This is a genomic window from Clostridium homopropionicum DSM 5847, assembly GCF_001263795.1.
Lineage (GTDB): Bacteria > Bacillota > Clostridia > Clostridiales > Clostridiaceae > Clostridium_H > Clostridium_H homopropionicum.
In genome coordinates, this window is the sequence record NZ_LHUR01000036.1 from 137,251 (window position 1) to 154,979 (window position 17,729).

Consider the following 17,729-nt stretch of genomic DNA (forward strand, 5'->3'; position numbering starts at 1 on the left):
AAACCTACTCCTCCAATTTTATAATCATATTACTTATAGTAAACTTATTGTTTACCTTTATGTAAGTGTTACTTTCTACAGCTTCTAAAGTCCTATATCTATTTTTTAAAAGCTCTAATCCATGACTTAAAATATTTTCTTCCTCTATTTCTCCAATATTTATAGGTGATTTTTGGTGAAGAATCATGCAAAAACTATAAAATATTCTGTTATTAAGTATGTAATTAACTTCATTATCTTTTATGTAATCTACTATTTCTCCTAAGGCAATCTTATTTTTATCCCCTATAACCTGAAGGATTAATTCCATAAGCCTTTTAAAATCCTCTTTTAAATGTAATAACTCTTTCTTTATATTTTCCTCATCTATATCTAAAAAGTAATCCTCTTTATCAATATTTTTATCATTACTATTAATTCTTTGAGGAGAAAAAACACTTAATGGGGACCAGCTTTTGTTCACTTCTAAGCTTAAGAATGGGTTTACTATTCTTCTTGATGCCTCAAGGGGCAATGGAGAAGCAGTAAATCTTGCTGCAACTTCTTGATTAAAATTAAAAGATTCTATACCTGCATAATAAAGAGATTCTTGTGCCGATTGCAGCGCTGTTGTTTTTAAAGCTATACTTTCTTTTAAAAGTGTGCTGTGTTCATAATGAACCTCTCCTAATTCTTTATCTATTTGTATAACAAGTTCATAGGTTTTCCTATCCTTCTCACTCTTAAACTCATAGCTCATCTTTTCTCTAGTTTCTCTTACAAATTCCCTAAGTTCTCTAAATTCTTCACTTTCAATATTTAGTCTAAGATTTATATCCTCAACTGTATTCTTATATCTCTCGTAGGTTTCATCTGAAATTATATTTCTCTGTATTTCATGCTTTATTTTATATATTCTCTCATAAAGGTTGCTTACACTTAATCTCATCTCATCAATTTGCCTTAAAGCTCCTACAAATTCTCCCTTTTCCAGCTGTTTTCTTAAAACCAGCTGATTTATTGATATTTGGAATTCAGAAAAGTATTCTTTAGTTGCAAATATTAGATCTAATCCTTGCTCATCTAACATATAATACTGAGTATTGCTTTCATTATCCCACATACTGGCTTTTAAAATAGAATACTGAACAACTTCACTTCGCCTTGTATCCCAATTATAAAAAGTCTTACTATTTCTCTTTCCACTTGGTGGTCTAAAGGCTTCAATAATTGTCCTTGCCAGCTCTTCAAAACCCTCACTGCTTAGATTCACTTCTTCTTTATTTATAGCTTCAAAAAAACTTCCTAGTTCCTTAACTCCATTTTTCTTATTTCTCATAAGCATATTTTCAAAGAAAAATAAAAGAGTAATTAGTCCAAAGCTAAAACAATCCACTAGATTTCCATTACCATCTTTGAATCTTTTATCCTGCAATTTATATAGTGGTTCAAATAGTGCAATTCTTTTTACTCTTTCATCATAGTCCTTAGTAATATCCTTTATGCTTAAATTCATTAAAATCCCCCAAATCTATCTTTATAAGAATTTAGTATTTCACACAAATCCTCTTTTTTTAATGCTTCCTGTGGATAATATTTTCCCTGCTTTAATACCTGTGAAATCTGTTTTTTATAGCTATCTTGAAAATTATCTAAAAAGCTGCTTAAAGCTTTAATATTTTTTTGTTGATTTGTTTTTCCATCTAGAGGCTCTTGTAATAATAATTTCTCATAAAATATTTCAGCTAGCTTTACTGGATACTTGTCTTTTAAATTGTTCCAGATAGCTATGCCCTCAAAATCCAGATCACCAAAGTAAAAAATTTCATTTTCGCTCTCTTCTATCCCTAATTGTTTTTCCAGGTTGTTTATATTAGATACTATTTTCCAGCCGCAGCCATAAGTAAGGGAAGTAAATACACTTTCCCTCAATAAATCTAACAGCAGGTAAAAAATACTTTTATTCTCTACTATAATGTGATACTTCTTATTTTCATTAAACAACTTGGGATTAACCGCTATCATTAGTGGTTCAGGATTATAATTTATTCTAAGCTTATGCCACAACCCCATTCTTTCTAAAATAGCTTTTCCTCCCTTTTCATCTATCCATTTTTCATCACCTATTATTTGAAAAGAACGTTCTGGTGAAGTAGCATCCTCCCTTGGAATACCATTTTCTTTTATGTAATCATTTATCTTAATGATATAAGGAAAATCTTTACGCCAATATTGCTCATCTTTATTTAGATAGAAGCTTAGATTTATCTCTATCTCCATCTTTAATAAATATTTTTTAATCTCTTCTTCACTGTCTCTATGCAAGGCTTCTTTATTTATCCTATATTTGTAGCATAAGGGGATCTTTTTTCCATTATTATTTGATGAATTTATTGGAATTAGTAATCCTTCTTCTACTAAATTCAATATTCCTCTTGCAAAATCCTCGTAGGAACAGCCCCCTCCAATAATATTTTCTAAATTCTCCAAATTCACCGTTTTTCTTTTTAAGTTTTTTATGTAATTGATAATTATATCCATATTTAATTCTCCTCGGGATTATATAAAAATAAGCCCTGTTCTTTCCATGGCTTATTAAACATTTGACTGCCTTTGTTTTCTCTTTTCTCCGGTGGCATGCACCTTTTATAGTAGGCACCTTAGCTAATATAGCCTGCTTTCCATTTTTCTATGCTCCATTTAAAATGCATATTTAAGCTTTCCTCTGCAAGTTTACTATTTATCTTCATTAAACTCTCTAATTCAGGTGGAGTATATTTTTCAAGTTCTTTCATTAGTATTCCAGCATCTTTTAGAAATACAGGTTTTGTATATAAGTCAGTATTAGTTGCTTTCTCCCTATTAAGAGTTTTTGCTGGGGACAATATGGCTATCATTTATGCCTCACCTCATTTTATTTGTTTTAAATTATAGTATAGGAATTTCCATAGGCTGGATAAATCTTTGCTACTTTATAATCTTTTATTAACTTCCAACTATCTCTAATTACCTGGTCGTTATAGGCTTCCATTAGAGCAAATTCTGGAAGATCGCCTGTAAATGCACAACATCTATCAATAATTAGAGTTATGCTATCATCTGTATGACCAATCTTACTCCTAAATTCTTTAGGTCTTGTACAATACCTGCATGATCTGGATGGAAATGTGTTACAAGCAGATATTTTATATGGCTTATTTTTTATATCATGCTGTTTCAATGAGTACATTAAGCTATAAATATAATTGCCTTCATTACTTGATTACCACGCTTAATTTGTTCCACAGGGAATTGTCTCACCCTTTCTATCACGAACTAACTATCTTTTATCATATTTTAATTTAAAAATTACAAATGGTAGTAATCCTAAAAGAAAAGAATACTTTTTATCAATATATCTGTTTGTTAATCCTCTATGAATTGATATTTTATCAGGCAAAATTGGCATTAATAAAAGCATTATAATTACAGGTATTGTTAGGATTAAAATATCTACAAATATACTTTTTTATTAAACTTCATTTTATAATACATCCTCTCTTTATTTAAATGGCTCATGATTTTTTCAATTGTAAAATAAAAAAATAAGTTCTTATATAGCAATTATAATATATTTTTCAAGTAAAATATCGAATATTTATTGTTCGGCTAGGAATTCTAAATATAAAAAATAGATAGCCCTTTATGATTTTCTTGCTTAAGAGACTATCTTATGAAATCTCAATTCTCCGGTGCCTGGCACCTTAATGCTTTCCACGTGCTTCTATAAGCTTCTTTATTTCCGCAATATCTTTATCTGAAACACCTGTATATTTCTTTATTTTTTCTTCTGATTCCCCATCAATCAGCATATTCTGAGCAACATCAAATTTTGCTTTTTCTATACCTTTTTCTTCAATTCTTGGATCATAAAAGCTTTTTACCATACTCTCTACCTCCAAATCAAAGTCCCTATATTTTCCATACATATTCATAAAATATGAGTTAAGATTTTCAATAACTATATTCATTTCATCATATAGCCGAAACATTTCAAACTTTTTTATTTCCTCTGGCTTTTTGCTATAACTAACTTCATTCATTTTCTTTCTAAGCTTAAAAATCTGAAGTGGATAAAGAAGATACATATTTTCATTATAAAGTTTTTTCAAATCGTAGGTCCAATACTTAAGTACTTTTATGTCATAATTAAAAATGACACCTTTACCAAATTCCATTTCTAGTTTAATAGTATCCTTTACTCCTTCTATCTCTTCAATAAGAATAATATAAGGCTCTGGCATTTTTAACTTTATACTTTCCTTCGCATTTGAATAATCTGCTAATTTCACAGCCCTTTCAAAGCTATACCTAAAAACTCTAACAGCAATTTCCTTATCAAATATTGTTTGAAACTCTAAAGCATATTCATATACATCATTTCCATCTGTTATAGTTATGTACATATCCGCGTAGAAACTTATTAGCTTATTAGAATTATTTTTTCTATTAATAATCTCTTTATCGCTATAAGTAACCTTGGCATTATAGCTAATATTATCTCCATAGATTGAATTTAAAAAATCAATAATAGGTATTGGATTTTTTATGCTGAAAAGTTTTTCATTATAGCATCCATCTGTAAATAGCTTTTATATTCCACCTTATCCTCATTAATAAAATTAGTGTTGTAGTAAAAGTTGTTAAATATGTTCATCTTAGTTCAGCTCACCTCATATGTTAGAGTACTTACATTAATATTATAGCCAATTAATTCATTTTTCAAACATACGTTCGCTAGGTTTTATAAATGTATTTTTCATACCGCTTCTGAAATTATGACATTTTACGAGCTAAACCAAGTCTATTTGATTTTCTTAGTTTTCTCCTTTCTCCGGTGCCTGGCACCCTATACCTTGTTTAGAGTAATTATAAAGGATACTCCAATATTTTGATTTTCAGCCTTTATAGTACCATTGTACATAGTTACTATTCGCTTTACAATATCTAGTCCAAGACCAAAGCTGCCACCTTTATCCTTATGAAAAGTACCGAAAATACTGTGAAGTTTATCATCAGGAATTTTCTCACCATCATTATATATTATAATGTATTGATAACTATTATCTTCATATGCTTTAATTCTAATTAGGGTTTTTGCATATCTTAATTCATTATCAATTAAATTTTCAAGAACTACCGTCCATTGCTCTTCATCACCATAAACAATTAAATCATCAATATTAACTTCAAATTGAATATTTTTTTCATTATATGAAAAACTATCAACAATTTCTTCAATTAAATTTTTTATATGAAATTTTTTAGACTCATTTTTATGCTTAGACATATATCTAAGTTTGGTTAAGTAAAGAAGGTTTTTGATTCTCTTTTGCATTCTTTCAGCTTCAGAATCAATGACATTCATGGTATTTTTTAAATCTCCCTTTGGATAAATACCATCCTCTACGGCTTGAACATAGCTTCTTATCACCATTAACGGTGTTTTTAAATCATGAGAGGCTTGCTGCAGCATAGTTTGTTCATATTCATCCTGTTTAACTAGTTCTTTTCGCATTTCTTCTATAGATTTTGAAAGTTCTCCAATTTCATCATTGCTATTTATATTAATACTTTCATGCCACTGCTTTTTACCAATTTTTCTCACTTTACTTTCTAATTCTTTTAAGGATGTTACAAGCTTTTGTGATAAATATTTTGCTGCTATTATACTTAAGATTAATGCTATAATCATAACAGAAAATAATTTTCTCATTAAAGCAGTAGAGAGAGAATTTCTATAAGTATCCCACATATACGATACAAGGAAGGTTCCTTTTTTGTTATTACGGTTTATGGTAACCACATATAGTATTCTTCCTGAATTTGTTCTTTGAATATATCTTTTAGTAATATCAGTTTGATTTTTAACCTGATTCTCTAATTTTTTTAAGAAAAGTTCAGCTGTAGTTTCATTAGGGATGATTTTTTCTATTTTTTGTAAATCTGCCGCATTATTATTGTAACTGAGCTTTATATGCTTAACTTCTCGTATATCATTGTTTTCACCTGTGACACTATTATCTTCAGTTGAAATTGATTTATTAGTGTTTTTTAGAATAATATTTTTTTGTGCAGTTTCAATGGTTTTATAGGTTTCCTCTGTAAAAAATCTTTTTATTGCTAAAGTAAAATATAAGGACAGTAAGATAAATATAACTAATATAACTGAAGTGAATACTAGCCATATTTGTAGCGCTAAAGGCTTATTTTTTCGGTTTTTCATAATATATCCTTTCTAAACGGAAAGTCTGTACCCATGACCATATATGGTTTCCAATTTTAATTCAGGCATTTTTTTTCTTAGCCTTCGAATTAAATCATCGACTACTCTATCACTTCCAAAATAGTCATTACCCCAAAGAGCATTAAGTATTTGTTCTCTTGTAATTGCACCTCCTTTTCTATTTATAAGAAGCGTAAGTAAATCGAATTCTTTAGAAGTTAAAGGTATTTCTTTTTCATCAAGCTTTACTATTCGTTTATTTGTATCTACATTATATCCTTCTATAATTAATAGTGAATCATTTTTATTAGCGCTATAGACTCTTTTTAGGAGCTTTTGAACTCTAATAACTAACTCTCTTGGCATGAAGGGTTTAGATATATAATCGTCACTTCCCATCTCAAGTCCAATAATTCTATCGATATCCTTATCACGAGCAGAAATAAATATTACTGGAATATCCTTATCTTTTTCCTTTATTTCTTTTAATAGTTCAAATCCATCTACATCAGGAAGCATAATATCTAATATCCATAAATCTGGTTTATTATCTATACTATTTCTTGCTAATTCCCCATTAAAAAATGCTGTAACTTGAAAGCCTTCTTTTTCTAAATAAGAGCGTAATATGTCATTTAAATTTTCTTCATCTTCAACCAAATATATTTTATAACTCATATGTAAACACCTCCTTGCAAATCCTAATTGAATTTCATTCTATTTATATAATTATATCAATATTTTGTGTATTCAATAAAGATATATTAATACATAAAGCAAATGCATGGCTTTAAAGTTTATAATTTAAAGTCATGCATTTTACCGGAAAACAGAGAGGTTATTTATCTTAGCTTAGAGATGTAAGCACTTGATTTAATATAGTACCTCTTTTCTTGATATTATCTAATATGGAAGCTTTCTTATTTAGTATTGCTTGAAAAGTTGTTCCTGCTGCTTGGTAATCCTTATTTTTTATATTTTCCTTGTAAGTATTCCATAATTGTGCTTTTTCTTTTTCCTGAGATTTTATAGTTTCACCTATTGCCTTAGCTTGTTCAAGTTGATTTTTTACACTATCCTTCAATTGACTATTTGTATCTTTTATATTTTTAAGCTCATCTTTTAGAGGAGCAACCTGGGTTTTAATTGAAGAATATTGGTCCTTAAGGCTGCTTACTTGATTATTTAAATCTAATATTTGCTGTTCAATGCTTTTCATTTTATCCACATCTTTTGCTTTAACTGCTTCTTTATATTGACTTCTTAAGGAAATTCTTTGTTGATTTAATTGTTTAACTTGTTCTACTAAAGTTTTTCTTTGGCTTGCTAAATCCTTTAATTTACTTACATTATCTGTATTTAATGTAGTTTTTGCCTTTACTGCATCTTTTATTTTCTTTGCCACTGTATTATTAGCATCTACAGCTTCTTTTGTTTCTTGTCTAAGTGTTACAAGTTGATTCATATCATCAAAATGTTTATTAAGGTAGGCCTCTCTTGCTTGCTGCTGCTCTGGAGTAAGGTTTGCACTTTGAGTAGTTTGAGTAGTTTGAGTAGTTTCAGTTGTGTCAGTACCTTCAGCAAAGGCAACTGTTGAAATACTTAAAGCTAATGAAATTGAAAGTATAAGTGACATGATTTTTTTCATTTTTTAATCCTCCTTAAAATAATTATTTAACACTAAAATGTGATGGAATACTATTTAAATCACTATTATCATTTAGAAGCGAATCTATTTCATCTTGAGTAAGCTGCTCTGATTGAATATATAGTGAATCTAACTGAGAAGTAGAGTCGCTTTTATCGGAATTTAGTAAATCACTATCTGTAATATTTCTTGCATTTTTATTTACAGTTGATATGTTATTTGTAGATAAAGAACTTTCATCAGATGAATTATCATCTTTAACAGAAGTATTTTCTGTTACTAAGGTATTTGTAGATTTTTGTGCATTTGATCCAGTGTTATCTCCAAAATTATTTCCACCCTTTGAACAACCAGTAAATAGTAAAGTTATTATTGTTAAAAAGCCTATTAATCTAATGACAAATTTTCTTTTCAAAATGATCACCTCTCTGTTTTGTATAGCTTAATTATAGAAATATTTTGTGGTAGAATTATTAAATAATTATGTGAAATTGTGTAAACTACAAATAAAAACAGACTACCCTTAGTTTAGAGTAATCTGTTTTATTAACTGATAATGTTTAATTCTTGGATCATATAATTCTAAAAAGTCTGGATTTCTCAAAAATTTAATTCACTGAAATTTCAATTCTCCTTTCTCCGGTGCCTGGCACCTTTAATTAATTAATTCTCTAAATTAAAACAAATTGTAACTTTAAATAAATCTCCGTCTATATCTACCTTAAAATCCCCACCACATACATTTGTAAAACTTTCAGCTATTGATAGACCTAATCCACTACCCTCAGTATTCCGTGATTTATCTCCACGATTAAATCTTTGAAGTATCTCATCAGCAGTAAAGTCCATTTCATATCCTGCTATGTTTTTTATAGTTGCTACAGCTTTTCCGTTAACTTCTTCAAGTTCAACAAAAACTCTTGTTCCAATAAGTGAATATTTTAGTGCATTATCCATGACATTCTGAAAGACACGATATAGCTTTTTACCGTCTGCAATAATATTTACAGGTCTATCAGGAAATTTTGTTTTAATTTGAATTTCTGACTTTTCTATTTCATCTGCCATATCTGCTAAGGTTTGCTCTATTAACTTTTTTATATCAAGCCTCTCTAAATCCATGACAATATTCCCACTTGTGCTTTTAGCAAGATCAAAAAGATCTGAAACAATTTGTTTAAGTCTATTGGATTTTTCTACTAAAATCTTAACGTAATCAGCTGCAGTCTCAGACAGTTTCTCTTCCTTTGATAATAAATCAATATAGCTTATAATTGAAGTTAGCGGTGTTTTAAGATCATGAGAAACATTTGTAACTAGGGCAATTTTCATTCGTTCTGCCTTCATTTGTTCTTCTAAACTCTCATTAAAGCCTTTGTTAATATCCTCAAAGGTTCTGTTATTACCTTTGATATACCAGTAAATAATTACAATTTCTAGAATTGGAGGAATTATTAACAACGGTGGCGCCATTAAAAATAAAAATGTTAAAAATACTAAGGCTGCACTTGATGATATAAATACAAGTTGTCTATAAAATAGGGATTTTGTTAATGGATATTTTGCAAATACTCTTCCATCAAATAGGCTTTTGAAAAAGTCATAAACCCTATAGCAAACTGTGAATATTAGGCTGTGCTTCAGCATCTTCCCTGACTTTATTTTGCGCACAAGTGATAGCAGTATTACTCCACCGATTGATGATATAGCAGCTGTCAAAACTTCAATATAAATCATAGAGTAAATTTGAACCCTGCCTAGCCTTGTACCTAACTGCCTAACATTAGGAAGTACATTTGATAAGTTTTCTAAGTATATGGCTAAAAGTAATATTAGGGCAGCAAATAATATATCTGAATAAATCCTATCCAGCTTTGATAAATGAATTTCTTTATCTTGTGGCTCTCTACCAGTTACACATATTAAAAATATTATTAGGGCTAATGCTAGAACAATACTAATTGTCATTATTGTGGCAATTTGAATAGTCTCTGCCCTCATCCCTTGCCATTCCTGCTGCCTTGCTTCCATAAATTCATCCTGAAAAGCAATATATAAGGTAATCTTATTAAAAGTATTATTTGCATTAACATAGCTATATAATGAATCTGAGGGATTTGTATTCTTACCAAAGGACAATAGCCCCTTCTCATTAATATAGCAAGCATTGCTATACTTCTCAAAAAAGCTTTTATTGGCATTTTCAGTGTTTGAGAATGTTTTAGTTCCATCAGTAACATAATAGTAAAATCCGCTGTTCTGTGGAATCGTATTTTCACTTCTTAATAAGTCAGTTGTTTGATGAAATGTATTTAAAACACGATTAGTTACAAAGTCTTCACTATCCTTATATTCTTTAATAAATAAGGATTCAATTTTAATATCTCGATATATAAACCTCTGCACTTGCGCCACTGATGCCGTGATAAAAATTACAGCCAAAATAAATGCTGCAATTTTTGTTGCAGTATTTGTGCTAATATTTCTCAATTTTGTACCCAATACCCCACACCACCTTTAAATATTTAGGCTCTTTAGGATTTATTTCAATTTTTTCACGGATACGCCTGATATGAACCATTACGGTATTTTCAACAGAATAGGCAGTCTCATTCCAAACTCGTTCATATATGTTTTCAGCAGAAAAAACAACTCCAGCATTGATCATAAGCAGCTCCAATATTTTAAATTCCTTTGCAGTAAGCTTAACAAGTTCCCCGTCAACTGTAAGCTGTTTAGCATCTGTATCAAGGCTTAGTCCTCCAACTACAATTTGAGATGATCGTGCTATATTTCCCATATCACCAAGGTGCATATACCGCCTTAATTGACTTTTCACCCTTGCAAGAAGCTCTTGTGGATTAAATGGCTTTGTTACATAGTCATCAGCTCCCATGGAAAGTCCTAAAATCTTATCGCTGTCTTCAGATTTTGCAGATAAAATAATTATGGGAATATTTTTGCTCTCACGAATTTTTAAAGTAGTAGAAAGACCGTCTAGTTTTGGCATCATAACATCAAGCAATATTAGCTGAATATTGTTTGTGACTATAGCATCAAGAGCTTCTAACCCATTGTAAGCTTGAACCACTTCATACCCTTCTAAACTAAGAAGTTTATCAATAGCTTTAGCTATTTGCTTATCATCGTCAACCACTAAAATCCTTGCGTTGTCCATTAGTCGTATCCTCCTTTCCCTTAGCCTTTATGTATATTGTAGTGTAGTAAACTTAAAATAAACTGGACTTAATTCTTACAAATTTCTTAACAAATGCCAACTACAGAATTTAAAACATCAGGATTTATTACATAAGCAATGGTAAATATAAACATAATAATTGATGCTATTAATACTCCTAGTCCTACAATCTTTATTTGATTATGATAGTATTCGTTCGTTGAAATTTTATATCTAGGTATATAAAAAAATTTGCGTTTAATCCAATAACATTCTCTACCAATTATACTTGGCTTATAAATTGATACTATGCCAAATATCATGAATAATATTGCTGTAATTCCTAGAGCTAAAGCTGTTACTATGTTCAAGGTAATTCTCCTTTCGGCCGTGCCTGGCACCACCATATTCTTCCCATTTGCAGGTATAATAGAACCTTTCCTGATGAATCATATTAAAGAATTCTACAAAATTATTTGATTTCCCTTTATATGTGAATAATATATTTTATAAAATATCTTAGAAGAATTATGGGAATATTATATATAAAACAAAAATTAGGAGGACTTATATATGGAAACAACTATAATGGCTGTAGCTATAGACCCTAGATCTGAACATGCTCCACAGGTTCAAACCGTACTTACCAAACACGGTTGTATAATTAGCACCAGATTGGGACTTCATGAAGCAAGTAAAGATCATTGTTCAAACAGAGGATTAATTATTCTCCATGTTAATGGTGAAACAGAGCAATTTTCCGATCTTAAAAGAGAGCTTGAAGATGTAGAAGGGGTAAAAGTAAAGCATATGACAATATAAGGCTAGAGCTATACTTAATGAGTTTGATAGAGGAGAGGGATATTCCCTCTTTTTGCTCAACTATATAAATATTATAATCTGGATTCACAAAATTAAATACTTGCTCAAATAGTAGATCCTCTAAAATAAATAAAATAAAAACCGTAGGATAACTAAGCATCCTACGTTATTTAAAGTATTTTAGGTATTCTCCATACCCTTCTTCTTCTAACTTATCCTTTGGTATAAACCTTAAGGCAGCACTGTTTATGCAGTACCTAAGTCCTCCCTTTTCTAAGGGACCATCAGTAAATACATGCCCTAAATGAGAATCGGCCTCTTTGCTTCTAACTTCAATTCTATGCATATTATGACTGAAATCAGCCTCGTCTTTTATTGCCTTTTTCTCTATAGGCTTTGTAAAGCTGGGCCATCCACAGCCTGAATCAAACTTATCATTAGATGTAAAAAGCGGCTCTCCTGATATTATATCTACATATAGTCCTTCTTCTTTGTGATTCCAAAACTCATTTTGGAATGGCCTTTCTGTGGCATTTTCTTGAGTTACACTGTATTGAATGTGGTTCAACTTCTTTTTTAACTCTTCCTTGCTTGGTTTTTGATATTCTTTATTTCCCATAGTTAACCTCCAAATGGAAATCTGTAAATTTACCGTACACATTTATAAAATATTATCTTAAATTTTCAATTACTTTATTCATTTCTTTCAAAATAGCCACTATCTAACTGTCTTTGAAGCTCTCTTTTAGAATATTTTTCTTTTATACAAAGCTTTAAGTAAAATCCCTTTTCTTCACTGGATTTTTTTGATGATAAAATTAATAAATGGTTAGTCCAACTAATTTGTGTCACCAGTGGTGACACAAATTTATTATCCTTATAAGTCTCATAAAACTGCTTCATTCTATAAAGCCCACGTCTATTAAACCCTTTAATTTCTGGACAATTTACTGATATAAACTTTGCTAGTTGATTAATATATAAATTTGCCAACTTTTAATTCTCCATTTGTTCTGAAATATATTTGCCAACATTCCAGTTTCGAAATACACTTTCACAAGTTACCATACTTCTATCTATCCGATAAGATAAGGTTGCTTCTTTTTTTATAAATTTATAGACTCCATTGCCTTTTTTAATACTGCATCCTCAACTTTATTATAATCCATAGTAATCTTCTCTTTCTAGTGGTTTATGTTACTTATCAGTTCCAACCAAAAAGAGTTTATGAAAACACTTATTCGTGCATTTTCTACGATTTAATTTTCGATACCCATTTAAATTAATAGCTTTATTATGCCATCTATAAAAAATAATAATAGCTGATATATTAATTTTATAAATAATAAAAAATAAATAGTCCCTTATGATTTTGCTCTAATGTTATTCTCAATCCTCTATATTTAATATTTTTACGTACCTACTTTAAATTAGAACACTCCACTTTTATACATACCACTTAAACAGATTTTAATTTAGAAATAGCACCATTTATCATATAGCGTACTTTTTTCACTTCAACTAATCCCCATTTATTTAAAAATCTTATAAACCCAATATTCTTACTTCCTCCAATTTTTAATAAAAGTAGCTTTACTACTTCTCTATTAGTTAGCTTCAACTGTTCTATAAGATCATTACATATAGCTTCATTCACATTTAGAATATTATTATATAGCTCATCCACATAAAAAGGCTTATACGTTTCCCAACCCTTTTCTGAAAATATTATCATGGGAAGCCTTCCATTATAATTAATATCCAAATAATTGTGTACAATCATCCAGTCTATTATTTTCGTTATTTCTTCAATTGACAGTTGGCTATAGTAACTATAGCTAGGACAATGATCAAGCTCTTTTTCTAATAATTTCTTATCTTTTGAGCCCTTAAGTATTTTTGCCAGCATTGTTCTCCCTGCTACAAAAATAATTTCATCTGCTGCCCTAAGGATATTTCTCATATCTTCTTCAGATGGCTCTGTTTGTCCTCTTAAATCATTTAGTTGATATTGTACTGTTGATTTTCTGCTCATAGCTAAAATCCTTTCTCAAGCTTACTACTTCATAACTAAAATGGTAATTCATCATCTGGTTCATTATGATTATCATCTTTCTCTACTATGTATGTTTCTATCTCTTCATTAAACAAACCATATGGCATCCCATTCTCTGTGAATCCAGCTATAAATTCCATACCATATATTCCTTTTAAATACTCTTCATATTGTTCCTCTGTCCATACTTCAACATTTTTATTTGTGCGCTTTTTAGACTTTTTCATTTTACTCATATTTAGTATAGGAATAATATCATCATATATTTTTATATTCGCTGACAGATTTATCACCATCCTTTTAATAAATAAGCATATATAATAACTAATGCTTTTGATTTTACTTCATTATGAAATTTCAATTATCCTTTCTCCGGTGGCAGGTACCTTTTAAGGCACCTTTTAAAAATATTTTTCTATTTCTTCAGCCTTATCAATTTCAAATATATCAGTAGCTATAACATCTATAGTTTCTTCTGGTAATTTTCTTATTCTTTCTTTATATTCTTCAGGTACAGATTTAAACTTTTTAATAAGTAGTTTTATGAGCATCTCTGACTTACCTTCTGCTTTTCCTTCTTTTTTACCTTCTTTTATTCCTTCCTGAATTCCTTCTTTTAATGCCTCATCTCTTATCATTTTACCTATTTCAGTCATACTGATTACCTCCTTAAATTTACTCTTTGCTTTTTCATCTCCGAATTTATCAAGTAATGCATATAGTAACGTTAAGCATTGTAATTTCTCATTACTTTCTGGAATTTTCTCTGCTAAGGTTATACTTTTTAAACTTCTGTCACTGCTGCTTTCTTTTCCACTCATAAGTGGTATTAATGTTAAAGCTAATATGTCTTCCGATGTCAAGCTTTTACCCTTAGAGATTTTTTCTCTCAGATACTCTAACTTTTCATCACCATTTAAGTTTTTCATATAAAAAGCTTCTATGTTATATTTTATTGTTCCACCATCTATGAAGGTTTCTACATTCTCTATTTCTGAAGAATATATTACGATTGTTCTTACTTTTCTTCCCTCTTTACAAAACAGAGATACATCATAGTAGAGAAATCTCTTTAGATCGTCTCTTTTATTTGTAGTTTGAAACTCAAAGTGAAGATATCCTTATCCTCAACTTTATTATAATCCATACTTATCTCCTCTTTCTAGTGGTTTATATTACTTATTCTTTCCAAATAAAAAGAGGTTATGCGAACTTTTGTTCGCATTTTCTGTATTTTGCTTTACGCTCCCAATATAAATCAATAGCTTTATTATGCTATTTGTTAAAAACAATAATAGTTGCTACATTGGAATTTTACATATAAAAAATAGATAGCCTCTTATGATTTTCTTGCTTTAAGAGGCTATCTTATAAAATCTCAATTCTCTTTTCGACCGTGCCTGGCACCTTAATATTAGCTTTCCATAAACATCTTCATATCATCTTCTACATTAGTTATTCCACCAATTCCAAAGTTATCAACTAATACTTTAGCAATATTTGGTGAAAGGAATGCTGGAAGAGTTGGTCCTAAATGAATGTTCTTAACACCCAAGTGCAATAATGCTAATAATACAATTACAGCTTTTTGTTCGTACCAAGCTATGTTATATGATATTGGTAGTTTATTTACGTCATCTAATCCAAATACTTCTTTAAGCTTAAGTGCTATAACAGCTAATGAATATGAATCATTGCATTGTCCTGCATCTAGTACTCTTGGAATTCCACCAATATCGCCTAAGTTTAGTTTATTGTATTTATATTTAGCGCACCCTGCAGTTAATATAACTGTATCTTTAGGTAGTTTTTCTGCAAATTCTGTGTAGTAATTTCTTGATTTAGCTCTTCCGTCACAACCTGCCATTACAAAGAATCTCTTTATAGCACCAGTTTTAACAGCTTCTACAACTTTGTCTGCAAGTGCTATAACTTGGTTATGAGCAAATCCACCAACTATTTGTCCCTTTTCTATTTCAGTAGGCGCTTTGCACTTCTTAGCCATTGCTATAAGCTTAGAGAAATCTTTTGTTCCATCAGCCTTAGCTTCTATATGAGCACAACCTGGCATTCCTGTAGCACCTGTTGTAAATAATCTATTTTTATAAGAATCCTTTGGAATAACTACGCAGTTAGTAGTCATAAGTATTGGTCCATTAAACTTTTCAAATTCTTCTTTTTGCATCCACCATGCATTTCCGTAATTACCTGCGAAATGTTTATATTTTTTAAACTTTGGATAGTATTGTCCAGCAAGCATTTCTCCATGAGTATAAACATCTACTCCAGTTCCTTCTGTTTGCTCTAATAACATTTCTAAATCCCTTAAGTCATGTCCAGAAATTAATATTCCTGGATTAGTTCTAACCCCAATATCTACAGTTGTAATTTCAGGATTTCCATAACTTTCAGTATTGGCCTTATCAAGTAAAGCCATACCATCTACCCCATATTTACCTGCTTCTAATGCTAAAGCAACTAATTCATCTACTATTAAACTATCATCTAAAGTTGCAGCTAATGCTTTAGCCATGAATCCATGGATCTCTTCATTGTTATATTTTAAATTCATTGCATGCTTCATATAAGCAGCTAATCCTTTTAATCCATAAGTTATAAGTTCTCTTAAGCTTCTTATATCTTCATTTGCTGTTGAAAGAACTCCAACTTTTTCAGCCTTAGCATCAAATTCTATTGCATTATCAGCTGTCCAAGCTACTGCATCTGGCATTATTGTTTCCTTTGTTTGCTTTCCAAATAACTTTTTAAAGAAACCTCCAGTTATTTTTACTTCTCCAACTTGTCCACCAGCTTTAACTACTCTAGTTTTTAATTCTTCTCTTAATTTTAAAGTTTCTCTTACTCTATTTAAAATTGAATCTCTATCAAAATTAGCGTTTGTAATTGTTATAAATAGATTTTCTGTTATATATTTATCTACCTTACTATCAATCACATTAACCTTTCTTCCTTCATTACTTACTATAGCAAGTCCTTTAGTTACATATATTAATAAATCTTGAGCCTTTGCTACAGATTCATCTTTACCGCAAACACCTTTTACAGTACAACCTGCACATCCAGCAGTTTCTTGACATTGATAACAAAACATTGACATATTATGTCCTCCTCTTTTTTAGTATAAAATTAATAATTTCTTGTTTTTATTTCTTTACTTCAATGATATAAAGTTTACTATATTCTGCTCACTATTTCCGTAACTTTTGTTACTCATTTGAAATTACTAATTTATTGATACAAAACAAAAAGTAAAAAACGTAGGATAACTAAACATCCTACGTTTTTTAAAGTATTTTAGGTATTCTCCATACCCTTCTTCTTCTAATTTATCTTTTGGTATAAACCTTAAGGCAGCACTGTTTATGCAGTACCTAAGTCCTCCCTTTTCTAAGGGACCATCAGTAAATACATGCCCTAAATGAGAATCTGCATCTTTGCTTCTAACTTCAATTCTATGCATCTTATGGCTGAAATCAGCCTTCTCTTTTATCACCTTTCTCTCTATAGGCTTTGTAAAGCTGGGCCATCCACAGCCTGAATCAAACTTATCATTAGATGTAAAAAGCGGCTCACCTGATATTATATCTACATATATTCCTTCTTCTTTGTGATCCCAAAACTCATTTTGAAATGGCCTTTCTGTGGCATTTTCTTGAGTTACACTATATTGGATTTGATTCAACTTCTTTTTTAGCTCTTCTTTACTTGGTTTTTTATATTCTTTATTTTCCATAGTGTTAACCTCCAAATGGAAATCTCT

20 protein-coding genes are annotated in these 17,729 nt (G+C 30.0%); 1 reads left to right on the top strand and 19 read right to left on the bottom strand.

Features of this window, described 5'->3' with window-relative positions; translation table 11 throughout:
* Positions 1 to 4: 4 nt before the first annotated feature.
* From CLHOM_RS14845 to CLHOM_RS14900, 12 genes are all read right to left on the bottom strand, one after another.
* Positions 5 to 1,495 (bottom strand): hypothetical protein, encoded by a 1,491-nt coding sequence (locus CLHOM_RS14845; protein ID WP_052222476.1) that lies wholly within the window; start codon positions 1,493 to 1,495, stop codon positions 5 to 7.
* Complete coding sequence (locus tag CLHOM_RS14850) at positions 1,495 to 2,520, bottom strand: Wadjet anti-phage system protein JetD domain-containing protein (RefSeq protein WP_052222477.1); 1,026 nt, start codon at positions 2,518 to 2,520, stop codon at positions 1,495 to 1,497. Before CLHOM_RS14850 ends, CLHOM_RS14845 begins: the two co-directional genes overlap by 1 nt.
* Positions 2,521 to 2,639: 119 nt before the next feature.
* Entirely contained in the window at positions 2,640 to 2,876 is a 237-nt protein-coding gene (yaaA, locus tag CLHOM_RS14855) for a peroxide stress protein YaaA (protein WP_052222478.1), read from the bottom strand.
* 26 nt (positions 2,877 to 2,902) lie between these two features.
* Positions 2,903 to 3,199: a hypothetical protein gene (locus CLHOM_RS14860; protein WP_052222479.1), complete on the bottom strand. Its 297-nt coding sequence runs from the start codon at positions 3,197 to 3,199 to the stop codon at positions 2,903 to 2,905.
* A gap of 523 nt (positions 3,200 to 3,722) precedes the next feature.
* Positions 3,723 to 4,424 carry a hypothetical protein gene (locus CLHOM_RS18730; protein ID WP_052222480.1) on the bottom strand — a complete coding sequence of 234 codons (702 nt, stop codon included), beginning with the start codon at positions 4,422 to 4,424 and terminating at the stop codon, positions 3,723 to 3,725.
* A 443-nt stretch (positions 4,425 to 4,867) separates the two neighbouring features.
* The gene (locus CLHOM_RS14870) at positions 4,868 to 6,244 is read right to left on the bottom strand and encodes a HAMP domain-containing sensor histidine kinase (RefSeq protein ID WP_052222481.1); all 1,377 of its coding nucleotides are present in this window, start codon (positions 6,242 to 6,244) and stop codon (positions 4,868 to 4,870) included.
* A gap of 12 nt (positions 6,245 to 6,256) precedes the next feature.
* A complete protein-coding gene (locus CLHOM_RS14875) occupies positions 6,257 to 6,922 on the bottom strand; it encodes a response regulator transcription factor (RefSeq protein ID WP_052222482.1) in 666 nt (221 codons plus the stop codon).
* Positions 6,923 to 7,091: 169 nt separating this feature from the next.
* Complete coding sequence (locus CLHOM_RS14880) at positions 7,092 to 7,892, bottom strand: GumC domain-containing protein (RefSeq protein WP_052222483.1); 801 nt, start codon at positions 7,890 to 7,892, stop codon at positions 7,092 to 7,094.
* Positions 7,893 to 7,914: 22 nt separating this feature from the next.
* Positions 7,915 to 8,307: a hypothetical protein gene (locus tag CLHOM_RS14885; RefSeq protein ID WP_052222484.1), complete on the bottom strand. Its 393-nt coding sequence runs from the start codon at positions 8,305 to 8,307 to the stop codon at positions 7,915 to 7,917.
* Positions 8,308 to 8,555: 248 nt separating this feature from the next.
* The gene (locus tag CLHOM_RS14890; protein ID WP_052222485.1) at positions 8,556 to 10,394 is read right to left on the bottom strand and encodes a sensor histidine kinase; all 1,839 of its coding nucleotides are present in this window, start codon (positions 10,392 to 10,394) and stop codon (positions 8,556 to 8,558) included.
* Positions 10,369 to 11,070 carry a response regulator transcription factor gene (locus tag CLHOM_RS14895; protein ID WP_052222486.1) on the bottom strand — a complete coding sequence of 234 codons (702 nt, stop codon included), beginning with the start codon at positions 11,068 to 11,070 and terminating at the stop codon, positions 10,369 to 10,371. Before CLHOM_RS14895 ends, CLHOM_RS14890 begins: the two co-directional genes overlap by 26 nt.
* A gap of 86 nt (positions 11,071 to 11,156) precedes the next feature.
* Positions 11,157 to 11,441 carry a hypothetical protein gene (locus CLHOM_RS14900; protein WP_052222487.1) on the bottom strand — a complete coding sequence of 95 codons (285 nt, stop codon included), beginning with the start codon at positions 11,439 to 11,441 and terminating at the stop codon, positions 11,157 to 11,159.
* 202 nt (positions 11,442 to 11,643) lie between these two features.
* Here CLHOM_RS14900 and CLHOM_RS14905 point away from each other — a divergent pair, with 202 nt between their 5' ends.
* Positions 11,644 to 11,892 (top strand): CPF_0552 family protein, encoded by a 249-nt coding sequence (locus CLHOM_RS14905; protein ID WP_052222488.1) that lies wholly within the window; start codon positions 11,644 to 11,646, stop codon positions 11,890 to 11,892.
* Positions 11,893 to 12,058: 166 nt separating this feature from the next.
* Here CLHOM_RS14905 and msrB (CLHOM_RS14910) read toward each other — a convergent pair whose 3' ends face one another.
* The 7 genes from msrB (CLHOM_RS14910) to msrB (CLHOM_RS14940) all read right to left on the bottom strand — a co-directional run bounded on the left by msrB (CLHOM_RS14910) (position 12,059) and on the right by msrB (CLHOM_RS14940) (position 17,702).
* Positions 12,059 to 12,511 (bottom strand): peptide-methionine (R)-S-oxide reductase MsrB, encoded by a 453-nt coding sequence (gene msrB, locus CLHOM_RS14910; RefSeq protein WP_052222489.1) that lies wholly within the window; start codon positions 12,509 to 12,511, stop codon positions 12,059 to 12,061.
* Positions 12,512 to 12,585: 74 nt separating this feature from the next.
* Entirely contained in the window at positions 12,586 to 12,885 is a 300-nt protein-coding gene (locus tag CLHOM_RS14915; protein ID WP_052222490.1) for a DUF1016 N-terminal domain-containing protein, read from the bottom strand.
* Between the two features lie 466 nt (positions 12,886 to 13,351).
* Positions 13,352 to 13,927, bottom strand: coding sequence for an RQC-minor-1 family DNA-binding protein (locus tag CLHOM_RS14920; RefSeq protein ID WP_052222491.1), 576 nt, complete (start codon positions 13,925 to 13,927; stop codon positions 13,352 to 13,354).
* Positions 13,928 to 13,962: 35 nt separating this feature from the next.
* Complete coding sequence (locus tag CLHOM_RS14925; RefSeq protein ID WP_052222492.1) at positions 13,963 to 14,241, bottom strand: hypothetical protein; 279 nt, start codon at positions 14,239 to 14,241, stop codon at positions 13,963 to 13,965.
* 108 nt (positions 14,242 to 14,349) lie between these two features.
* On the bottom strand, positions 14,350 to 14,877 hold the full coding sequence (locus CLHOM_RS14930; RefSeq protein ID WP_242846788.1) for a DUF4351 domain-containing protein: 528 nt from the start codon (positions 14,875 to 14,877) through the stop codon (positions 14,350 to 14,352).
* Between the two features lie 485 nt (positions 14,878 to 15,362).
* Positions 15,363 to 17,066: a hydroxylamine reductase gene (gene hcp / locus CLHOM_RS14935; RefSeq protein ID WP_052222494.1), complete on the bottom strand. Its 1,704-nt coding sequence runs from the start codon at positions 17,064 to 17,066 to the stop codon at positions 15,363 to 15,365.
* A 126-nt stretch (positions 17,067 to 17,192) separates the two neighbouring features.
* A complete protein-coding gene (gene msrB / locus CLHOM_RS14940; RefSeq protein ID WP_052222495.1) occupies positions 17,193 to 17,702 on the bottom strand; it encodes a peptide-methionine (R)-S-oxide reductase MsrB in 510 nt (169 codons plus the stop codon).
* Between the last annotated feature and the right edge of the window lie 27 nt (positions 17,703 to 17,729).

What these genes read in the sequence shown, in the direction of transcription:
- hcp (WP_052222494.1), bottom strand. Translation starts at nt 17,066, where the DNA reads ATGTCAATGTTTTGTTATCAATGTCAAGAAACTGCTGGATGTGCAGGT.
- yaaA (WP_052222478.1), bottom strand. Translation starts at nt 2,876, where the DNA reads ATGATAGCCATATTGTCCCCAGCAAAAACTCTTAATAGGGAGAAAGCA.
- CLHOM_RS14920 (WP_052222491.1), bottom strand. Translation starts at nt 13,927, where the DNA reads ATGAGCAGAAAATCAACAGTACAATATCAACTAAATGATTTAAGAGGA.
- CLHOM_RS14895 (WP_052222486.1), bottom strand. Translation starts at nt 11,070, where the DNA reads ATGGACAACGCAAGGATTTTAGTGGTTGACGATGATAAGCAAATAGCT.
- CLHOM_RS14905 (WP_052222488.1), top strand. Translation starts at nt 11,644, where the DNA reads ATGGAAACAACTATAATGGCTGTAGCTATAGACCCTAGATCTGAACAT.
- CLHOM_RS18730 (WP_052222480.1), bottom strand. Translation starts at nt 4,424, where the DNA reads ATGTACATAACTATAACAGATGGAAATGATGTATATGAATATGCTTTA.
- CLHOM_RS14850 (WP_052222477.1), bottom strand. Translation starts at nt 2,520, where the DNA reads ATGGATATAATTATCAATTACATAAAAAACTTAAAAAGAAAAACGGTG.
- CLHOM_RS14845 (WP_052222476.1), bottom strand. Translation starts at nt 1,495, where the DNA reads ATGAATTTAAGCATAAAGGATATTACTAAGGACTATGATGAAAGAGTA.
- CLHOM_RS14880 (WP_052222483.1), bottom strand. Translation starts at nt 7,892, where the DNA reads ATGAAAAAAATCATGTCACTTATACTTTCAATTTCATTAGCTTTAAGT.
- msrB (WP_052222489.1), bottom strand. Translation starts at nt 12,511, where the DNA reads ATGGGAAATAAAGAATATCAAAAACCAAGCAAGGAAGAGTTAAAAAAG.
- CLHOM_RS14930 (WP_242846788.1), bottom strand. Translation starts at nt 14,877, where the DNA reads ATGAAAAACTTAAATGGTGATGAAAAGTTAGAGTATCTGAGAGAAAAA.
- CLHOM_RS14870 (WP_052222481.1), bottom strand. Translation starts at nt 6,244, where the DNA reads ATGAAAAACCGAAAAAATAAGCCTTTAGCGCTACAAATATGGCTAGTA.
- CLHOM_RS14875 (WP_052222482.1), bottom strand. Translation starts at nt 6,922, where the DNA reads ATGAGTTATAAAATATATTTGGTTGAAGATGAAGAAAATTTAAATGAC.
- msrB (WP_052222495.1), bottom strand. Translation starts at nt 17,702, where the DNA reads ATGGAAAATAAAGAATATAAAAAACCAAGTAAAGAAGAGCTAAAAAAG.